We start from the raw sequence: 16,884 nt of genomic DNA, 5'->3' as shown, positions 1-16,884 counted from the left end.
AGGCCAATATGACAGGACGTCCAATCGTATATGTCGTTTCAGATTCAGTTGGAGAAACGGCAGAACTGGTTGTAAAAGCGGCTGCGAGCCAATTTAATTCAAACGGAATAGAGATAAAGAGGGTTCCCTACGTAGAAGACAAAGAAACAATCGATGAAGTCATTTCCTTAGCAAAGGATCACAATGGAATCATTGCATATACTTTGGTTGTTCCCGAAATCAGCGAATATGTAGCTAAGCAGGCAGCTGCTAACGGAATACCAACAGTGGATATTATGGGACCTATTATGAATCAGCTTCAATCCAGACTTAATCAGGTACCGAGGTATGAACCTGGAGTCGTACATAAACTCGATGATGAATACTTTAGAAAAGTTGAAGCTATAGAATTTGCAGTCAAGTATGATGACGGAAGAGATCCACGGGGAATATTAAAAGCCGATGTTGTACTAATTGGTGTTTCAAGAACTTCAAAAACACCGCTCTCTCAATATCTTGCGCATAAGCGCCTAAAAGTAGCTAACGTACCTATTGTTCCGGAAGTAGAACCGCCTGAAGAATTATTTAAAGTTTCGCCAAATAAGTGTTTTGGGCTTAAAATAACTCCGGAAAAGTTAAATGATATTCGCAGAGAGCGCTTGAAAGCATTAGGGCTGAATTCAGAAGCAAACTATGCAAACATGGAAAGAATAAAACAAGAACTCGTTTATTTTAATAAGATTGTAGACCGAATCGGATGCAGAGTTGTAGAGGTATCAAATAAGGCTGTTGAGGAATCAGCGAACGTTATATACAATCTTTTTCAAGGGAAATCCTATAAATAAAAGCGCAAATTTCTGCGCTTTTTTAATTTCAATCTTTTTACTGGTAAAATCATTCCGTTTTTATTATAATATTACATTGTGATTAAAAATAAAAAGTTTGACTAAAATAGTGATACATTCAGAATGCAATTTTTATGTAAATGCCAGCAAATGAAGGAGAATCAATGGAAAAGTAGAACATAAAAATATGGAAAAATTCAAAGCGGATATATACGTAGATGCAGATGCTTGTCCTGTAATGATAAAAGAAGAGATTAATAAATATTCAAAAATGTATTGGTTCGAACCTATTTTTGTGACTTCATTTGCACATGCAAGCAACACAGACCAACCTGGACGCTGGATTCTTGTTGATGCCAGACCAGAGGAAGTTGACATGTACATACATAATCATTCTAAGAAAAATGACATTGTGGTAACCCAGGATCATGCTCTTGCGAGTCTGCTTATCCCAAAAGGGGTTTATGTTATCACCCCAAGAGGGAAACATTTTCAAGAGAATGAAATGGAAAGAGTGCTTCATGAACGCTATCTGTCTGCAAAAGCAAGGCGCTCAGGAAAACATTCTAAAGGACCTGCTAAATTCACAAAGGAGGATGCAGAAAGATTCAGTTCAGTTTTTTGTGAAATCCTGTCGAATGTTGAAGGAAAATAGACTTGCGGCACGAATATATATCTAGTGTCAATAGAAACAGAGATTTTGTGGTGGTAATATGGAACGCATACCAGAGGATTTAATTGAAAAAGTCAGGTCATCAAACGATATTGTAGATGTGATAAGTGATTATGTTCCCTTAAAAAAGCAAGGACGAAATTATTTTGGTTTATGCCCATTTCATGGCGAGAAATCACCTTCATTTTCTGTATCACCGGAAAAACAAATCTACCACTGTTTCGGATGTGGAGCAGGCGGGAATGTTTTTTCATTTTTAATGAATATCGAAGGATATTCATTCATTGAAGCCGTAACTCAACTCGGGAAAAAGAGTTCGATCGAACTGCCTCAAATGCATCAGCAAAATTACTCCTTAAAAAGTACTGACGAAAAAAGAAAAATGGCTGAGATTCATGAGTTGCTGGCTAAGCTGTATCATCATTGCCTTCTCCATACTAAGCAGGGTAGACCAGCACTGGACTATTTGGAAAACAGAGGATTTACAAGAGAGTCTATCGAACGCTTTCAAATAGGGTTTGCTCCTGATTCATGGGAAACCGCTTCGCAATTTATTCAAAAGCGGGAATTGGATATTACTCTTGCTGAGAAAGCGGGGTTGATCGGAAAGCGGCAATCAGATGGAAAACCTTATGACCGTTTTCGAAACAGAATCATGTTCCCGATATGGGACCGTACTGGTACTGTTGTTGCCTTTGGAGGAAGAGTTTTAGATGGGAACGATGAACCGAAGTACTTAAACAGCCCTGAATCAAAAATCTTTCAAAAAGGGAAAACCCTCTACGCTTTGAACCTATCCAGAGCAGATATCAGACAAAAACAGCATGCTGTTGTTTTTGAAGGCTATGTAGATACCATTGCTGCTTTCAGAGCGGGTGTTACAAATGGAGTTGCGACGCTAGGTACTTCATTAACAGAGGATCATGCTGCAATATTGAGAAGAAATGTTCAATCTGTCACAATCTGTTATGATTCTGACCGAGCAGGTGTTGAAGCCGCTTTTCGTGCATCAGAAATACTGACGAAACAAGGCTGTACAGTTAAAATCTCGCAGATGCCAGACGGAATGGACCCCGATGACTATATCTCCAAATTTGGAGGCGAATCATTCCAAAAGGATATAATAGGGGCTAGTCTTACAGTTATGGCATTTAAAATACAATACTATAGACGCGGTAAAAACCTTCGTGATGAAGGAGAACGGATGATCTATATCGAAGAGATTATCAGCGAAATAGCGCGTCTTCCAAAAGCGGTTGAAAGAGATCATTATCTCCGTCAGATCGCTTCAGAGTTTAATTTGTCATTAGATGCATTAAAACAGCAGCAAATACAGACTTTCAAGCAGCAGCAAAAGTCAAAGGATAACGGCCCAAAAAAGCGGGATAATAATTTTAGAATACAAACACTTTTGCAGAAGTCTTTATTGCCAAAAAATTTAAATGCTGAAAGAATTGTTCTAGCTCACATGCTTAAAAGCGAGGAAACCGCTTTTCTAATTCAGGAAAAGCTTGAAACGGGCTTTAATGTAGAAGAACATAATGCAATCGCTGCGTACTTGTATGCCTTTTATGAAGAAGGAAATAAACCCAATGTAGGGTTGTTCATGCAGCGAATTGACGATGACAAATTAAGAAAACTAGCATCAGAATTAGCAATGCTCACGATCAGTGATGAAATGAATGAAGTTGAGCTTGCAGATTATATTCGAATTATTTCTAGCTATCCATTATTGCGGGAGATACAAGAAAAAGAGAAACAGCAGGAAAACGCAATAAGAAGGAATGAAATAAAACTGGCAGCCCAAATTGCCCAAGAAATTATGAGAATGAAAAGATCTCTAAAATAATCGGGACGCAGGATGGTTGAAGTTTTGGAAGGAGGGGATCGAATGGCTGAGAAACCAAACCGTCAAGGGACGGAAGGCGAATTAACCATCGATCAAGTTAAAGAACAATTAGTTGAAGCCGGTAAAAAGCGAGGACGGCTGACATATACAGAAATCACAGGTAAACTTGCTCCATTTGAACAAGATTCAGATCAAATGGATGAATTCTATCATTATCTTGAAGAACAAGGGGTTGAGGTAGCAGAAGCCTCAGAAGATTCAGATGATGAAGATGATCCAAAGTTCGAAATGGAAAAAGACGAGGAAGAATTTGATTTAAATGATCTTAGTGTTCCTCCAGGAGTCAAAATTAATGACCCAGTACGTATGTACCTAAAAGAAATCGGCCGGGTTGACCTGCTTTCTGCAGATGAAGAAATTGAACTCGCGAAAAGAATTGAAAATGGCGATGAAGAAGCAAAACGCCGTTTGGCAGAAGCAAACTTGCGACTGGTTGTAAGTATTGCAAAACGTTATGTCGGACGCGGAATGCTGTTTCTGGATCTGATCCAAGAAGGAAACATGGGATTGATCAAAGCCGTTGAAAAATTCGATTACGATAAAGGGTTTAAATTCAGTACGTATGCAACATGGTGGATAAGACAAGCTATCACACGTGCAATCGCTGACCAAGCTCGTACAATTCGTATCCCAGTTCATATGGTTGAGACAATCAACAAATTAATCCGTGTTCAGCGCCAGCTTCTTCAAGACTTAGGCCGAGAACCTTCTCCTGAAGAAATTGGAGCAGAAATGGAACTTACACCAGAAAAAGTTCGTGAAATCTTAAAGATTGCCCAAGAGCCAGTTTCATTAGAAACACCAATTGGTGAAGAAGATGACTCCCACTTAGGTGATTTTATTGAAGATCAGGATGCACTTGCTCCATCTGAAGCAGCGGCGTATGAGTTATTAAAAGAACAGCTAGAGGATGTTCTCGACACTCTTACAGACCGTGAAGAAAACGTTCTTCGACTTCGTTTTGGTCTAGATGATGGACGCACACGCACTCTTGAAGAAGTAGGTAAAGTTTTCGGAGTTACGCGTGAGCGTATCCGTCAGATCGAAGCAAAAGCACTTCGTAAGCTCCGCCATCCAAGCAGAAGCAAACGTTTAAAAGATTTTCTAGAATAGAAAGCTTGCCATTTATGGCAGGCTTTTTTATTTGATTTTATTTTACTGATTATTCCACTTCAATGCAAACACCCCAAAATCTCAATTAATACTTCATTTTGCTCGCAATAACTAACATTTCCTTATGTATTCTGCTAATTATTAAATTTAAAATCGTTTAAATCTTGTAAAAATTCAGCCTTTATATCTATAATAAATATGAAAGCGTATACAATAGAGAGTAAATTAATTTTAAAAGGGTGGGAAACAGCCATGAATTTTACTTTAACAGAAGAGCAATTAATGATTCAGAAAATGATGCGGGAATTTGCTGACGAAGTGGTAGCACCGGGTGCAGAGGCAAGGGACAAAAATAAAGAGTTCCCAGTGGAGATTTTTCAAAAGCTTTCTAAGCTTGGTATGATGGGACTTCCTTTTCCTGAGGAATATGGCGGCGGCGGAGCTGATACGATCAGTTTTGCGATCGCTGTTGAAGAATTAAGCCGTGCTTGCGGCTCTACAGGTATTACATATTCTGCACACGTTTCTTTAGGGGGAGCACCTTTAAATTTATTTGGTACACATGAACAAAAGGAAAAATATTTAACACCGATTTGTACAGGTGAATCGTTCGGTGCATTCGGACTGACAGAGCCAAACGCTGGATCTGATGCAGGAGGTACTGAAACTACAGCTGTACAGGAAAATGGTGAATGGATAATTAACGGAAGCAAGTGCTATATAACGAATGCAAGCTATGCGAAACATTTGGCATTAACGGCAATTACTAATAGAAATGGCAGTGATAAAGAAATCTCTGCGATTATCGTTCCTACGGATGCAAAAGGCTTTAAAGTGATAGACAACTACGAAAAAATGGGACTTCATTCTTCTAACACTACAGAACTTTTTATGGAAGATGTAAGAGTACCTGAAGAAAACTTATTAGGAAAGCGCGGAGATGGCTTTAAACAGTTCCTGGTAACTCTTGATGGGGGAAGAATTGGTATTGGTGCTATGGCGGTAGGAATTGCTCAAGCAGCCTATGAGAAGGCGCTGGCATATGCAAAGGAACGCAAGCAGTTTGGAAGATCGATCTCAAAGTTTCAGGCGATTCAATTCAAGCTGGCTGATATGGCTATGAAAATTGAACTGGCAAGAATGATGGTGTATAAAGCTGCATGGCTGAAAGACCAAGGTAAGAAGTTTTCAAAAGAAGCATCTATGGCGAAATTATATGCTTCTGAAGCTTGTATGCAGATTTGTTCCGAATCGGTACAAATACATGGCGGAAATGGATATATGAGAGATTATCATGTTGAACGCTATTTCAGAGATGCTAAGCTTCTTGAAATCGGAGAGGGAACATCAGAGGTTCAGCGTATCGTAATTGCGAGAGAGATTGGCTGCTGATTTTCATAATTGTATATGATGGGGTGAATTATGGCTGAGTTAATGAAGGTAACTGTTGGAGAGTGTTTAAAGAAACAGGCGCACAAGAACAAGGCCCGAGAAGCCATTGTTTACAGTAAACTTGGAATTCGCTACACCTATCAAGAATTTTATGAATTAACATCAAAAGTTGCAAAAGGCTTAATGGCTATGGGAATCAAAAAAGGTGACCATATCGCTGTGTGGGCTACAAATGTTCCGGAATGGCTGCTACTGCAATTTGGTTCTGCAAGGGCTGGAGCTGTTTTAGTTACGGTGAACACAAATTATCAAAGTGCAGAACTGGACTACCTGCTAAAACAATCTGACACAAAAGCTTTATTTTTTATAGAAGAATTCCGATCAACTTCCTACAGAAAAATGGTTGACTCTGTTAAAGAAAGAATGAAAGAGTTTCCGCATTTGAAACATTTTGTTCAAATCGATAATATTAAATCTTCAACTTACGATACGTTTCAGGAAATGTTAGCGGCAGGTGAAGCTATTTCTGATGAAGAGCTTAAGGAAAGAGAGGACTCTCTTCACTATGATGACGTTATAAATATGCAATATACCTCTGGAACAACAGGATTTCCTAAAGGTGTAATGCTTACACATAACAACATAGTGAACAACGCGCGCCAGATTGCTGAGAGCATGAATTTAACAAATGCTGACAGATTGTGTATACCCGTTCCGTTCTTCCATTGTTTTGGATGTGTTCTTGGAACAATGGCAGCAGTATCAGTTGGTGCAGCGATGGTGCCTATCGTTCAATTCGATCCAAAAGAAGTTTTAGAGACTGTAGAAAAAGAAAAATGTACAGGATTGCATGGGGTTCCTACGATGTTCATAGCAGAACTGAACCTCCCTGACTTCGATACTTATAATCTGAGTACACTAAGAACTGGAATAATGGCCGGGTCGCCTTGTCCGATAGAAGTGATGAAGAAAGTGATCAATAAAATGGGTATGAGTGAGATAACAATTGCATATGGTCAAACTGAATCTTCTCCTGTTATCACACAAACAAGAACGGATGATCCAATCGAACGAAGAGTAGAAACTGTAGGTAAGAAGCATGCACAAGTAGAAGCAAAAATCGTTAACCCGATTTCTAACGATGAAGTAAAAGCAGGTGAACAAGGTGAGCTTTGCACAAGAGGCTATCACGTCATGAAAGGTTATTACAAAATGCCTGAAGCGACGAAAGAAGCCATAGACAGTGATGGGTGGCTGCATACAGGGGATTTAGCCACCGTAGATAAAGATGGCTATTACAGAATCACCGGGCGCTTAAAAGACATGATTATCCGGGGAGGAGAAAATGTCTATCCAAGGGAAGTTGAAGAATTTCTTTATTCTCACCCTGCAATCTTAGATGTGCAAGTCATTGGAGTACCCGATAAAAAGTTTGGTGAAAAAGTAGCTGCTTGTATACAGTTAAAAGAAGGTCAATCACTATCATCTGATGAACTGAAAAATTACTGCAAAGGCCAAATAGCTAATTTTAAGATACCTGAATACTTTTTATTTGTTGATGAGTATCCGATGACAGCTTCGGGAAAAATACAAAAATACAAACTTAGAGAACAAGCATTAGAGGCTCTATCTGTAACCCATGAATAGCCACCAGTTGTGTGGCTATTTTTACTTTAGGGAGTATATTTTCAAAGTGATTGATCAACGGCGAAGCAAAGATGATAGAGATAAAGTATAAGTCCAACTAATGCTAACGGATAGGACACTGCATCAGGGAAGTTTTCTTTATAATTTCTGTAATATCTTGTGACAAAACTGGGAAAAATATAGTTTGCCCTTCCCAAGTAAACGCTTTTAAAGTACAATAGGTTATGGATTGTTAACCAATACATAGTAAGTTTTGAAGACAAACAACAAATGTGCTGTACAGAAGAAGGAGGAATTTGAATGAAACGTAATCCACTCATTCCTTTTGCCATTATAGGAGTTATTGGAATTGTTCTTATGCTAACAATGGGCGGATATGGTATCAACAAGATTCATCAAGCAAGCCAGGATAAAGAAAAGGCTGCTATGGATCCTGAAGCTATTTTCAAACAGAACTGTGCTTCATGCCACGGGCAAAATCTTGAAGGCGCATCGGGTCCGGCACTTGATAAAATTGGCGGAAAATACTCAGAAGAAGAGATTGCCGATATCGTAAAAAATGGTAAGCCTGGTGGAATGCCTGCTGGTGTTGTTAAAGGTGAAGAAGCAAAAATAGTAGTGAAATGGCTCGCAGAAAAAAAATAAAATAAAAAAAGGGCTTCTTGTTTTTTGGACAAGAAGCTTTTTTCATTCAGCTTTGCAATAAATGCTGAGGAAAACAAATACTATACTATCGAAAATTAAAGCGGTGATAAAATATGAATTCTGAAAAACTATCTCAAAGGCTTGAGAAAGTCTCAAATTATGTATTGCAGGGGTCCGTACTTGCTGATATCGGATCAGATCACGCCTACCTGCCTTGTTATTTAGGTCTGAAAAAAAAGATCAAAAAAGGAATTGCGGGCGAGATTACAGAAGGTCCATATTTATCAGCAAAAGAGCAAGTAGTACTAGATGGATTATCCGATATTATTGAAGTAAGAAAAGGGGATGGACTTTCCGTTCTTAAAGAAAATGAAGCAGAAGTTGTAACAATTTGCGGCATGGGCGGATCTCTTATTACTTCTATCCTCGAGAAAGGAAAGGATAAACTAGGGAGTGCAAAACGATTAATTCTGCAGCCAAACGTAGGGGCTAAGACCGTAAGAAATTGGCTTTTAAAAGAAAATTGGGTTCTTTCTGCTGAAGAAATAATAAAAGAAGATGGTAAAATTTACGAAGTTCTCGTTGCAGACCGGTCTGGTGAACAGCCTTATTCGAATCATAATATCGAAGCGGAACTGCTATTTGGCCCGTTCTTATTAAAAGTTCAAAATGAAGCGTTTAAGGAAAAATGGGCTGGGGAAGTCAAGCAATGGAAGGCAATTTTGGACCAAATGGAAAAAAGCCAGGGGACAGCTGCTGAAGCAAAAAGAAAAGAACTTTTAGACAATATCAATCTTGCAGAGGAGTGGATCGATTGAGCAAAGCAACAAACGGACAGTTTGTTATTTCACTTTTAGAAGGCTTCGCACCTAAAAAGCTGGCAGTCGAAGGCGACCCAATCGGATTGCAAGTTGGGTCATTAAACCGTCCGGTCAAAAAAGTAATGATAGCGCTGGATGTTCTTGAAAATGTAGTAGATGAAGCAATTGAAAATGAAGTAGATCTGATTATAGCTCATCACCCCTTGCTGTATAGACCATTAAAGAAAATTGATACCAGTACGTCAAAAGGAAGAGTAATTGAAAAGCTGATCAAGAACGATATTACAGTTTATGCTGCTCATACGAACCTCGATGTAACAGCTTCAGGAGTTAACGAATGGCTCTCAGAGCGATTAGAACTTAGTCAAACTGAGGTGTTAGCACCTACACATGAAGAACAACTAGTTAAGCTTTCCGTTTTTGTCCCATCGTCACATGAAGAAGCTGTGAGACAAGCTCTGGGCGATGCGGGTGCAGGCCATATCGGAAACTACAGTCATTGTAGCTTTTCATCAAGCGGATGGGGGACCTTTACACCGCTAGAAGGTACAAATCCATACATTGGAGAGCAAGGTAAACTAGAGCGAACAGAAGAAGTGAAAATCGAATCTGTTTTTCCGGTTTCCATCCAGAATTCAGTTTTATCAGCAATGAAAAAAGCTCACCCATACGAAGAAGTAGCTTTTGATCTTTATCCGCTGCTAAACAAAGGAAACGAACTTGGAATTGGTAAGATCGGAAAGCTGAATAAAGAGATGAAAATTGAAGAATTTGTTCAGCATGTTAAAAACGTTTTTGGAATTTCGGGGGTTCGGGTGATTAAAGGGCACAATCATCTTATAAAAAAAGTCGCGGTTGTTGGCGGAGATGGCAACAAATACATTTATCCTGCTGTCAGAAAAGGGGCAGATGTTTTAGTGACGGGAGATATTTATTACCATAACGCTCATGATGCGCAAGCAGAGGGGCTGACCATAATTGATGCTGGTCATCATATTGAAGAAATAATGAAAAGAGAACTAAAAATCGTGCTTGAGAAGGAACTTTCAGAGAGAAAGTACGATACAGTTGTTATAGAATCCACTATTCAAACAGAGCCTTTTACGTTTATGTAAAAGGCTGTTTTCACAACTTTGTTGATAGTGGAAGTAGTTGATTTCCGTTCCAGGATGCTCGCTTTCCGCGGGGCGTGCGGTGAGCCTCCTCAGCGCATAGCGCCTGCGGGGTCTCACCTTCAAGGAAGTTTGTGTGCTCCTGCGTCTACAAGCAAATCCCGACGAAGCGTGTTCCTCGTCGCATGCCTCGCAAGAAGTATATTCAGGTGGTTGGCACGCAGGAGTCTCGCACCTTGCGCTCCTATCAACTTGTCAATGAAGTGTTTTCACAGAATAAAGCTATGTAAAAAAGCAAAGCTGTATTAAACCAGCTTTGCTTTTTTGTTATTTTTTCTCTTTTACTTTTGGAAGGATACGGTTTAACTGAACCTTGCGTTCTTTTTTCCAAGTTTCTTGATTGTTTTCATCATAATTTTTAAGGAAATCGATGACTTCTTTAGTAATCGGTGTTGGCGTAGACGCACCAGACGTAACCCCAACTTTTTCAACTCCCTCTAACCACGCTAAATCAATCTCAGATACATCAGAAATTCGATAAGCTTTTGTCCCAGCAATTTCTTCTGAGACTTGGGCGAGACGATTAGAGTTATTGCTTCGAGGGTCACCAACTACAAGAACTAAGTCACAGTCACCAGCTTGATTTGCCACTGCCTCTTGACGGACTTGTGTAGCTAAGCAGATTTCTTTATGCACTTCAGCTTTAGGATAACGAATTAACAGCTGTTTGATAAGATCTACAACATCCCATTGGCTCATAGTTGTTTGATTGGTAATAAGGATTTTTTCACTTTGTACATTTAATGATTCCAAGTCTTCCTGATTTTCAACAAGATGAACGATATGAGGTGCAATTCCTATTGCCCCTTCAGGCTCAGGGTGTCCTTTTTTGCCGATATAAATAATTTCATAGCCTTCTTTTTCTTTTTCTCTGATCAGGTCATGCGTTTTTGTAACATCCGGACATGTTGCATCTATTTCATAGAGTCCTTTTTCGTGAGCGATGCGTCTGACTTCTGGAGAGACACCGTGCGCCGTATAAATTACCGTTCCTGATTCAATGTTACGAATGATATCTAATCGATTGTTTCCATCGAGTGTAATGATTCCTTCGTCTTCAAAGGCATCTGTTACGTGTTTGTTATGGACAATCATACCAAGAATATAAATGGGTCTTGGCAGAGTTGGATCGTTTGCTGCCTGACGAGCCATTACCATAGCATCTACGACTCCATAACAATATCCACGGGGAGATATTTTAATAATTTCCATATTGGACCTCTCCTTTATTCATATAAAAGACAGCACAGATGTCTATGCTGTCTTGGGAGATTTACTTCTGTATTCCTTTATTATAAAGGAGAGAACATAAGAACTCAAACACTATACTTATACGTATAGCTTCGGTCCTGAGAGGTGATAACCTTTAGGCATATTTGTTTTTGGCGCTGCAGGTACTAATTTGGTATTAGCCGGTGCCTTTTTTAATTTTTGAGCTTGCGGCTGCTTAGTAGTTTTTGAGGATATTGGACCTGACACAGTTACTTTTTCTTCTGTATCTTTCTTTCTTTTTTCCTTCTTTTTTGGTTCTGTATTTTCATTCACTTCAGCATTTTTTTCATTTTTATCCGCTTTCTTGGAGGTGTCTGCCTCAGCACTGTTCTCGGCTTTAGTTTCAGAACCACCGCTTTGAAAGTCTTTTAATGCTGACATTATGGATGGCAGGTTTCTCATTGCAGGTCCATACTGTTTAATCATAGGTCCCATAGTTTCAGCAACTTTTAAAACCTTTTGGACATTATTTAACATCGTGAAAATACTTGTTCCGCCAGTTATACTTCCTCCGCTGCCAATGGTCCCTAAGAAACGGTCAACAGACCCTGCATGACGCGGCATTTCATGCATGCCATTCATATTTTGCATATGAGGATTTACCTGAAATGGCTGCATTGGATGCTGAGGCTGAGTTGGGTATCTGTAAAAAGGCTGCATAATTCCCCCTCCTTTCCAAAATAATACGCTCATAAACAGAATATGAATTCAAGAAAACATGTGTGATATTTATCCCTGTTTTCTTAACGAAAATCAAGGATGATTGGCGGAAATACAAAACTTACTCTATAATACTAAAAGTGAATAGATTTATATTTGAAAAAAGAAAAGGTGAGCGTATGAAATCTCCGTTTGAACGGTTAAAAATAAATGAATCGCTCCAAGCTGCATTAAGTGGTATTGGATTTGAAAAACCAACTGATATTCAAGAACGTGTAATACCAGGAATCATTAATGGACAAGACATGATCGGGCAATCCCAAACTGGATCTGGGAAAACATTTGCATTCTTGCTTCCGTTAATGCACAGGATCGATATCCAAAAAGAAGAGGTTCAAGCTGTAATTACAGCACCTACACGTGAATTGGCACAGCAGATCTATAATGAATTCTTGAAAATTTCAGAGCATATGCCTGAAGATAAACAGATTAAAGCTAAAGCAATAGTTGGTGGTACCGATAGAAAAAGGATGGCAGAAAAGCTTAAGACAGTTCCTCAGCTTGTTATAGGTACGCCAGGACGGATTAAAGACCTGGTGAACGCACAAGAACTAGTTGTTTATACTGCAAACATGCTCGTAGTAGACGAGGCTGACCAGATGCTGGACATGGGCTTTATTGAAGATGTTGATATGATCGCATCCCGCATGGCAAATGAACTTCAGATGATGGTTTTCTCAGCAACAGTGCCAGAGAAGCTGCAGCCTTTCTTGAAGAAATACATGAAAAATCCAAAACATGTTCATGTTGAACCTCAGCATATTACAGCTAAAGATATAAAGCATGTTCTTATCCAGACAAAACATAATGATAAGCTTCCTATGCTGATTAAAACTGCAAAGAACTATAATCCGTATTTTGCGATTATTTTTGCCAACACCAAAAAAACAGTAGATGAAATTGCAGATGCGATGGCTGCTGAAGGATTGAGCGTAGAGCGTTTACATGGTGATATACCACCTCGAACGAGAAAGAACATCATGAAGCGAGTACAAAAGGCTGAATTTCAATTCTTAGTTGCAACTGACCTAGCTGCACGGGGAATTGATATTAAAGGTGTCAGCCACATTATTAACTATGAGTTTCCAAAGGATCTTGATTTTTATATCCATAGAGCCGGACGTACTGGCCGTGCAGGCATGTCAGGTATCTGTGCCTCTCTGTTTGAACAAACGGATCAGCATTCTGTACAAAAACTGAAAGAGAAAAAAATCAGTTTTACGTATGAACAATATAAGAATGGTGAGTGGGTAGCTGTAAAGCAAAGAGAAAAGACTACAGTTTCCAAGGAGCAGGATGGTATTTATGTACCTAAACCTCGTAAAGTTAAACCGGGCTATAAAAAGAAGATGGATGAGCAAAAGAAAAAGTTAATGAAAAAGAAAAGAAGAAATCAAAGATAGAGATTCTTTCGTGGAGAAGAGGGGAAAGTATGATTAAAATCGGTTCACACGTCTCAATGAGCGGCAAGAAAATGCTCTTAGCTGCCAGTGAAGAGGCTGTTTCTTATGGTGCAAACACTTTCATGATCTATACAGGAGCACCTCAAAACACGAGACGAAAAAAGATTGAAGACCTTAATATCGAAGCTGGCACGAAACACATGATTGAAAACGGCATCGCTGATATTGTCGTTCATGCACCTTATATTATTAATATAGGGAATGCAGTAAAGCCTGAAACTTTTGAACTGGGTGTTGACTTCTTAAGAAGAGAGATTGAACGAACAGAAGCCTTAGGTGCAAGACAGATTGTTTTGCATCCGGGTGCACATGTAGGGGAAGGCTCCGAAATTGGAATTAAAAAGATTATTGAAGGTCTCAATGAAGTGTTAACTAAAGAACAAAACGTTCAAATCGCATTGGAAACGATGGCAGGCAAAGGATCCGAATGCGGAAGAACATTTGAAGAATTAGCACAGATTATTGATGGGGTTACCCTTAACGAGAAACTTTCTATTTGTTTCGATACATGTCATACACATGATGCAGGGTATGATATCGAAAACGATTTTGATGGGGTAATAAATAAATTCGATAAAATTATCGGCAAGGACCGGATTAAAGTCTTCCATATTAACGACAGCAAAAATATTTGCGGTGCATCAAAAGACAGACATGAAAACATTGGATTTGGCCATATCGGTTTTGATGCTTTAAGTTATATTGTCCATCATGAATCGTTTAAGGATATTCCAAAAATCCTTGAAACACCATATGTTGGTACAGATAAGAATAATAAGAAACCACCTTATCAATTAGAAATTGAGATGATTAAAGCAAAAGAGTTTGATCCTGATCTTCAGAACAAACTTCTTGCTTTATAACTTTACGTAAACTTTGTAGCTCTTGAATGTGGTTGATTTCCGCTCCAGGATGCTCGCTTTCCGCGGGGCGGGCGGTGAGCCACCTCGGGCGCTATGCGCCATTAGGTGTCTCACCTGTCCCACTGATCCCGCTGGAGTCTCGCACCTTGCACTCCAATCAACCTGCAATGAAGTAAGATTACGGAAATTCTTCGAGAGCCTTTCGTAATCTCTCGGTTGCCTTTGAAAGTAGTTGATATCCGTTACAGGATGTTCGCTTTCCGCGGGGCGTGCGGTGAGCCTCTTCGGCGTCATGCGTCATTAGGAGATTCACCTGTCACTCTGTTCCCGCTGGAGTCTGGAACATGCCGTTCCAATCAACTAGTCATGGAAGCTTACTCCACAAAAAATGTTCATAAGCACAATCTTTTTGAAATAAGTAATAAAAAAGACCGCACAGCTGTAGCTGTGCGGTCTTTTTTATCTGTCAATGTATGTCTGGATTAAGTACTGAATGTAGTTCGCTTTTTCAGGGCTGACTTCTTTTGCGATCGTTGCAATAATTTGTTTACGCTGACTAAGATTTTTTATATCAATTGTCTGCCGGCGTAATATGTTTACGATTTGAACGCCTTCGCTTTGTGAAATGGGAAGCTGATATTGTGCTGCAAGAGATATTAATTCGTTTGGACTGATTGTATTCAGTTTTTGGTTAACAAAGTGCACAATAATTGGATTCATAAGGAACTCCCTCCTGACTTTTTCATTGTATGAGCCAGGAGCGAAGAAAGTGCTAAAAAAGACTCTGGAAAATATCCAGAGTCTTAAAAATTCACTATTTAAATAATGGTGTGAAGTACAAAGTTCATAAAAAATAAGAACGCTATTACATACATTGTAGCGGGAACTTGCTTTTTCTGGCCAGACATCCATTTAATCAAAGGATAGGCAATAAATCCAAAAGCAAGACCATCAACTATACTGTATGTTAAAGGAATCAAAGCAATAATTAAAAATGATGGAAACATTTCAGTGAAGTCCGCTAATGGAATATGTTGAATCTGCTGAACCATAAGGCCGCCAATTATGATTAAAACCGGCGCAATGGCACCATCGGGAATATAAGCAATGAATGGAGCTGCAAAAATGGATCCAATAAATAAGACAGCAACCGTAATGCTTGTTATTCCAGTTCTTCCGCCTTCCGTTATTCCAGATGCACTTTCTACCGTCGAAATAGTTGGACTTGTACCAAATAATCCAGATACGATAGAAGAGGCAGCATTGGCTTGAAACGCTTTAGGAAACTTTTTCTGGTCTGGCAGCAATCCGTATAACAATCCCATATTTTCAAAAGTAATGATCATGGTGAGTGAAAAGGTAGCGATCCAGAAAGATAATTCAGTAATTCCAGAGAAATCAAAAGCGAACAGCAATTCACCAAAAGGCTTGAATGAAAATCCTTCAGACATTCTTTTAACTTCTTGAGTATGTCCCATCATGAAACCAATCAAAGTTGTTAAAGCAATACCAATCAGGAAACTTCCTTTAACATTTTTTAAGAACAAAGCAAGCGTTATTGCCAGGCCAGCCATTGTGAGAATAGCATCAGGACGGTCTAAATGTCCTAATTTAACAAAAGTAGCAGAGCTTGCTTCAATAATACCGCCTTTTTGAAGTCCGATAAACGTCAAGAATAAACCAATACCTACAGTAATGCTATGCTTTAAAGATTGAGGGATACTTTTGGAAAGTATGTCCTTTAAAGGGGTAGAAGCAACAATTAAAAATAAAATACCTGATAAAACAACAGCGGCGAGTGCTTCTTGCCAGCTTAAATTCATTCCTTGAACAATCGTATAGGTGAAAAATGCGTTCACACCCATACCTGGTGTCAGAATTATAGGAGCATTTGCATACAGCCCCATAATTAAACACCCAACTACAGAAGTAAAAATTGTCGCTAATACAACACCTTCATAAGGCATTCCAGCATCGGCTAAAATTAATGGGTTAACAATAATTATATAAGCGATCGTGAAAAATGATGTTATACCTGCGAGCACTTCTTTTTTGATTGAAACTTGATCTTGTTTCATGTATTCCTCTCTTAAAAACTAAAAACAAACCCTCTCCCACCCAGCAGTTGCCTGCCAGAGATGATTATATAGCAAATGTAGAAATATGGCTAGAAAAAATCATTTACAATTTTGTGTCCACACTATATAATTTGACTTAAGTAAAAAAGTTGCCTAAAGGAAACATTTACTTTCATTCAAATTTAGTCACTTTCATCCTTTTCGAAACATACAGTGTGAAGGGATTATTTTTTTAATTAAAAGTTGCACGAAGGCAAAAGAGGTTGCCAAGCGAAAAAGGAGGTCTTTTTTC

15 protein-coding genes are annotated in these 16,884 nt (G+C 39.0%); 11 read left to right on the top strand and 4 right to left on the bottom strand.

All coding sequences use genetic code 11. The features are described from left to right. The first annotated feature begins 8 nt into the window (after nt 1-8). The 9 genes from ACFQ4X_RS09960 to ACFQ4X_RS09920 all read left to right on the top strand — a co-directional run bounded on the left by ACFQ4X_RS09960 (nt 9) and on the right by ACFQ4X_RS09920 (nt 10,139). On the top strand, nt 9-824 hold the full coding sequence (locus tag ACFQ4X_RS09960) for a pyruvate, water dikinase regulatory protein (RefSeq protein WP_379834821.1): 816 nt from the start codon (nt 9-11) through the stop codon (nt 822-824). A gap of 187 nt (nt 825-1,011) precedes the next feature. Next, a complete protein-coding gene (locus ACFQ4X_RS09955; protein WP_379834820.1) occupies nt 1,012-1,479 on the top strand; it encodes a YaiI/YqxD family protein in 468 nt (155 codons plus the stop codon). 58 nt (nt 1,480-1,537) lie between these two features. Further along, nucleotides 1,538-3,346, top strand: a complete 1,809-nt coding sequence (dnaG, locus tag ACFQ4X_RS09950) for a DNA primase (RefSeq protein WP_379834818.1) — start codon at nt 1,538-1,540, stop codon at nt 3,344-3,346. Between the two features lie 42 nt (nt 3,347-3,388). Continuing rightward, the gene (gene rpoD, locus ACFQ4X_RS09945; RefSeq protein ID WP_066291044.1) at nt 3,389-4,519 is read left to right on the top strand and encodes an RNA polymerase sigma factor RpoD; all 1,131 of its coding nucleotides are present in this window, start codon (nt 3,389-3,391) and stop codon (nt 4,517-4,519) included. Nucleotides 4,520-4,771: 252 nt separating this feature from the next. After that, nucleotides 4,772-5,911, top strand: coding sequence for an acyl-CoA dehydrogenase family protein (locus tag ACFQ4X_RS09940; RefSeq protein ID WP_379834816.1), 1,140 nt, complete (start codon nt 4,772-4,774; stop codon nt 5,909-5,911). A gap of 30 nt (nt 5,912-5,941) precedes the next feature. Further along, complete coding sequence (locus ACFQ4X_RS09935; protein ID WP_379834814.1) at nt 5,942-7,558, top strand: AMP-binding protein; 1,617 nt, start codon at nt 5,942-5,944, stop codon at nt 7,556-7,558. A 300-nt stretch (nt 7,559-7,858) separates the two neighbouring features. Beyond that, nucleotides 7,859-8,203 carry a cytochrome c550 gene (gene cccA, locus ACFQ4X_RS09930; RefSeq protein ID WP_066291035.1) on the top strand — a complete coding sequence of 115 codons (345 nt, stop codon included), beginning with the start codon at nt 7,859-7,861 and terminating at the stop codon, nt 8,201-8,203. A 113-nt stretch (nt 8,204-8,316) separates the two neighbouring features. After that, nucleotides 8,317-9,021 carry a tRNA (adenine(22)-N(1))-methyltransferase gene (locus ACFQ4X_RS09925; RefSeq protein ID WP_379834812.1) on the top strand — a complete coding sequence of 235 codons (705 nt, stop codon included), beginning with the start codon at nt 8,317-8,319 and terminating at the stop codon, nt 9,019-9,021. Then, a complete protein-coding gene (locus tag ACFQ4X_RS09920) occupies nt 9,018-10,139 on the top strand; it encodes a Nif3-like dinuclear metal center hexameric protein (RefSeq protein ID WP_379834810.1) in 1,122 nt (373 codons plus the stop codon). Before ACFQ4X_RS09925 ends, ACFQ4X_RS09920 begins: the two co-directional genes overlap by 4 nt. A gap of 324 nt (nt 10,140-10,463) precedes the next feature. Here ACFQ4X_RS09920 and ACFQ4X_RS09915 read toward each other — a convergent pair whose 3' ends face one another. Both ACFQ4X_RS09915 and vrrA read right to left on the bottom strand, forming a co-directional pair. Continuing rightward, entirely contained in the window at nt 10,464-11,408 is a 945-nt protein-coding gene (locus ACFQ4X_RS09915) for a 4-hydroxy-3-methylbut-2-enyl diphosphate reductase (protein WP_379834809.1), read from the bottom strand. Between the two features lie 117 nt (nt 11,409-11,525). Next, the gene (gene vrrA / locus ACFQ4X_RS09910; protein ID WP_379834807.1) at nt 11,526-12,128 is read right to left on the bottom strand and encodes a VrrA/YqfQ family protein; all 603 of its coding nucleotides are present in this window, start codon (nt 12,126-12,128) and stop codon (nt 11,526-11,528) included. A gap of 179 nt (nt 12,129-12,307) precedes the next feature. Between vrrA and ACFQ4X_RS09905 the strand changes: the two genes are divergently transcribed. Together ACFQ4X_RS09905 and ACFQ4X_RS09900 are read left to right on the top strand one after the other, a co-directional pair. Beyond that, nucleotides 12,308-13,591: a DEAD/DEAH box helicase gene (locus ACFQ4X_RS09905; protein ID WP_379834805.1), complete on the top strand. Its 1,284-nt coding sequence runs from the start codon at nt 12,308-12,310 to the stop codon at nt 13,589-13,591. Nucleotides 13,592-13,620: 29 nt separating this feature from the next. Continuing rightward, nucleotides 13,621-14,514 carry a deoxyribonuclease IV gene (locus ACFQ4X_RS09900; RefSeq protein ID WP_379834804.1) on the top strand — a complete coding sequence of 298 codons (894 nt, stop codon included), beginning with the start codon at nt 13,621-13,623 and terminating at the stop codon, nt 14,512-14,514. 459 nt (nt 14,515-14,973) lie between these two features. On the opposite strand, the gene ACFQ4X_RS09895 is transcribed toward ACFQ4X_RS09900, so the two are convergent. After that, nucleotides 14,974-15,234 carry a DUF2624 family protein gene (locus tag ACFQ4X_RS09895; RefSeq protein WP_379834802.1) on the bottom strand — a complete coding sequence of 87 codons (261 nt, stop codon included), beginning with the start codon at nt 15,232-15,234 and terminating at the stop codon, nt 14,974-14,976. A 98-nt stretch (nt 15,235-15,332) separates the two neighbouring features. Beyond that, nucleotides 15,333-16,592, bottom strand: coding sequence for an NCS2 family permease (locus tag ACFQ4X_RS09890; RefSeq protein ID WP_379834800.1), 1,260 nt, complete (start codon nt 16,590-16,592; stop codon nt 15,333-15,335). Nucleotides 16,593-16,884: the final 292 nt, after the last annotated feature.

This window comes from Fictibacillus halophilus, from assembly GCF_042680145.1.
In the GTDB taxonomy this organism is placed as follows: domain Bacteria; phylum Bacillota; class Bacilli; order Bacillales; family Fictibacillaceae; genus Fictibacillus; species Fictibacillus halophilus_A.
Note: the sequence above shows the minus strand (reverse complement) of the source record. Positions and strands in the feature narration are given on the sequence as shown.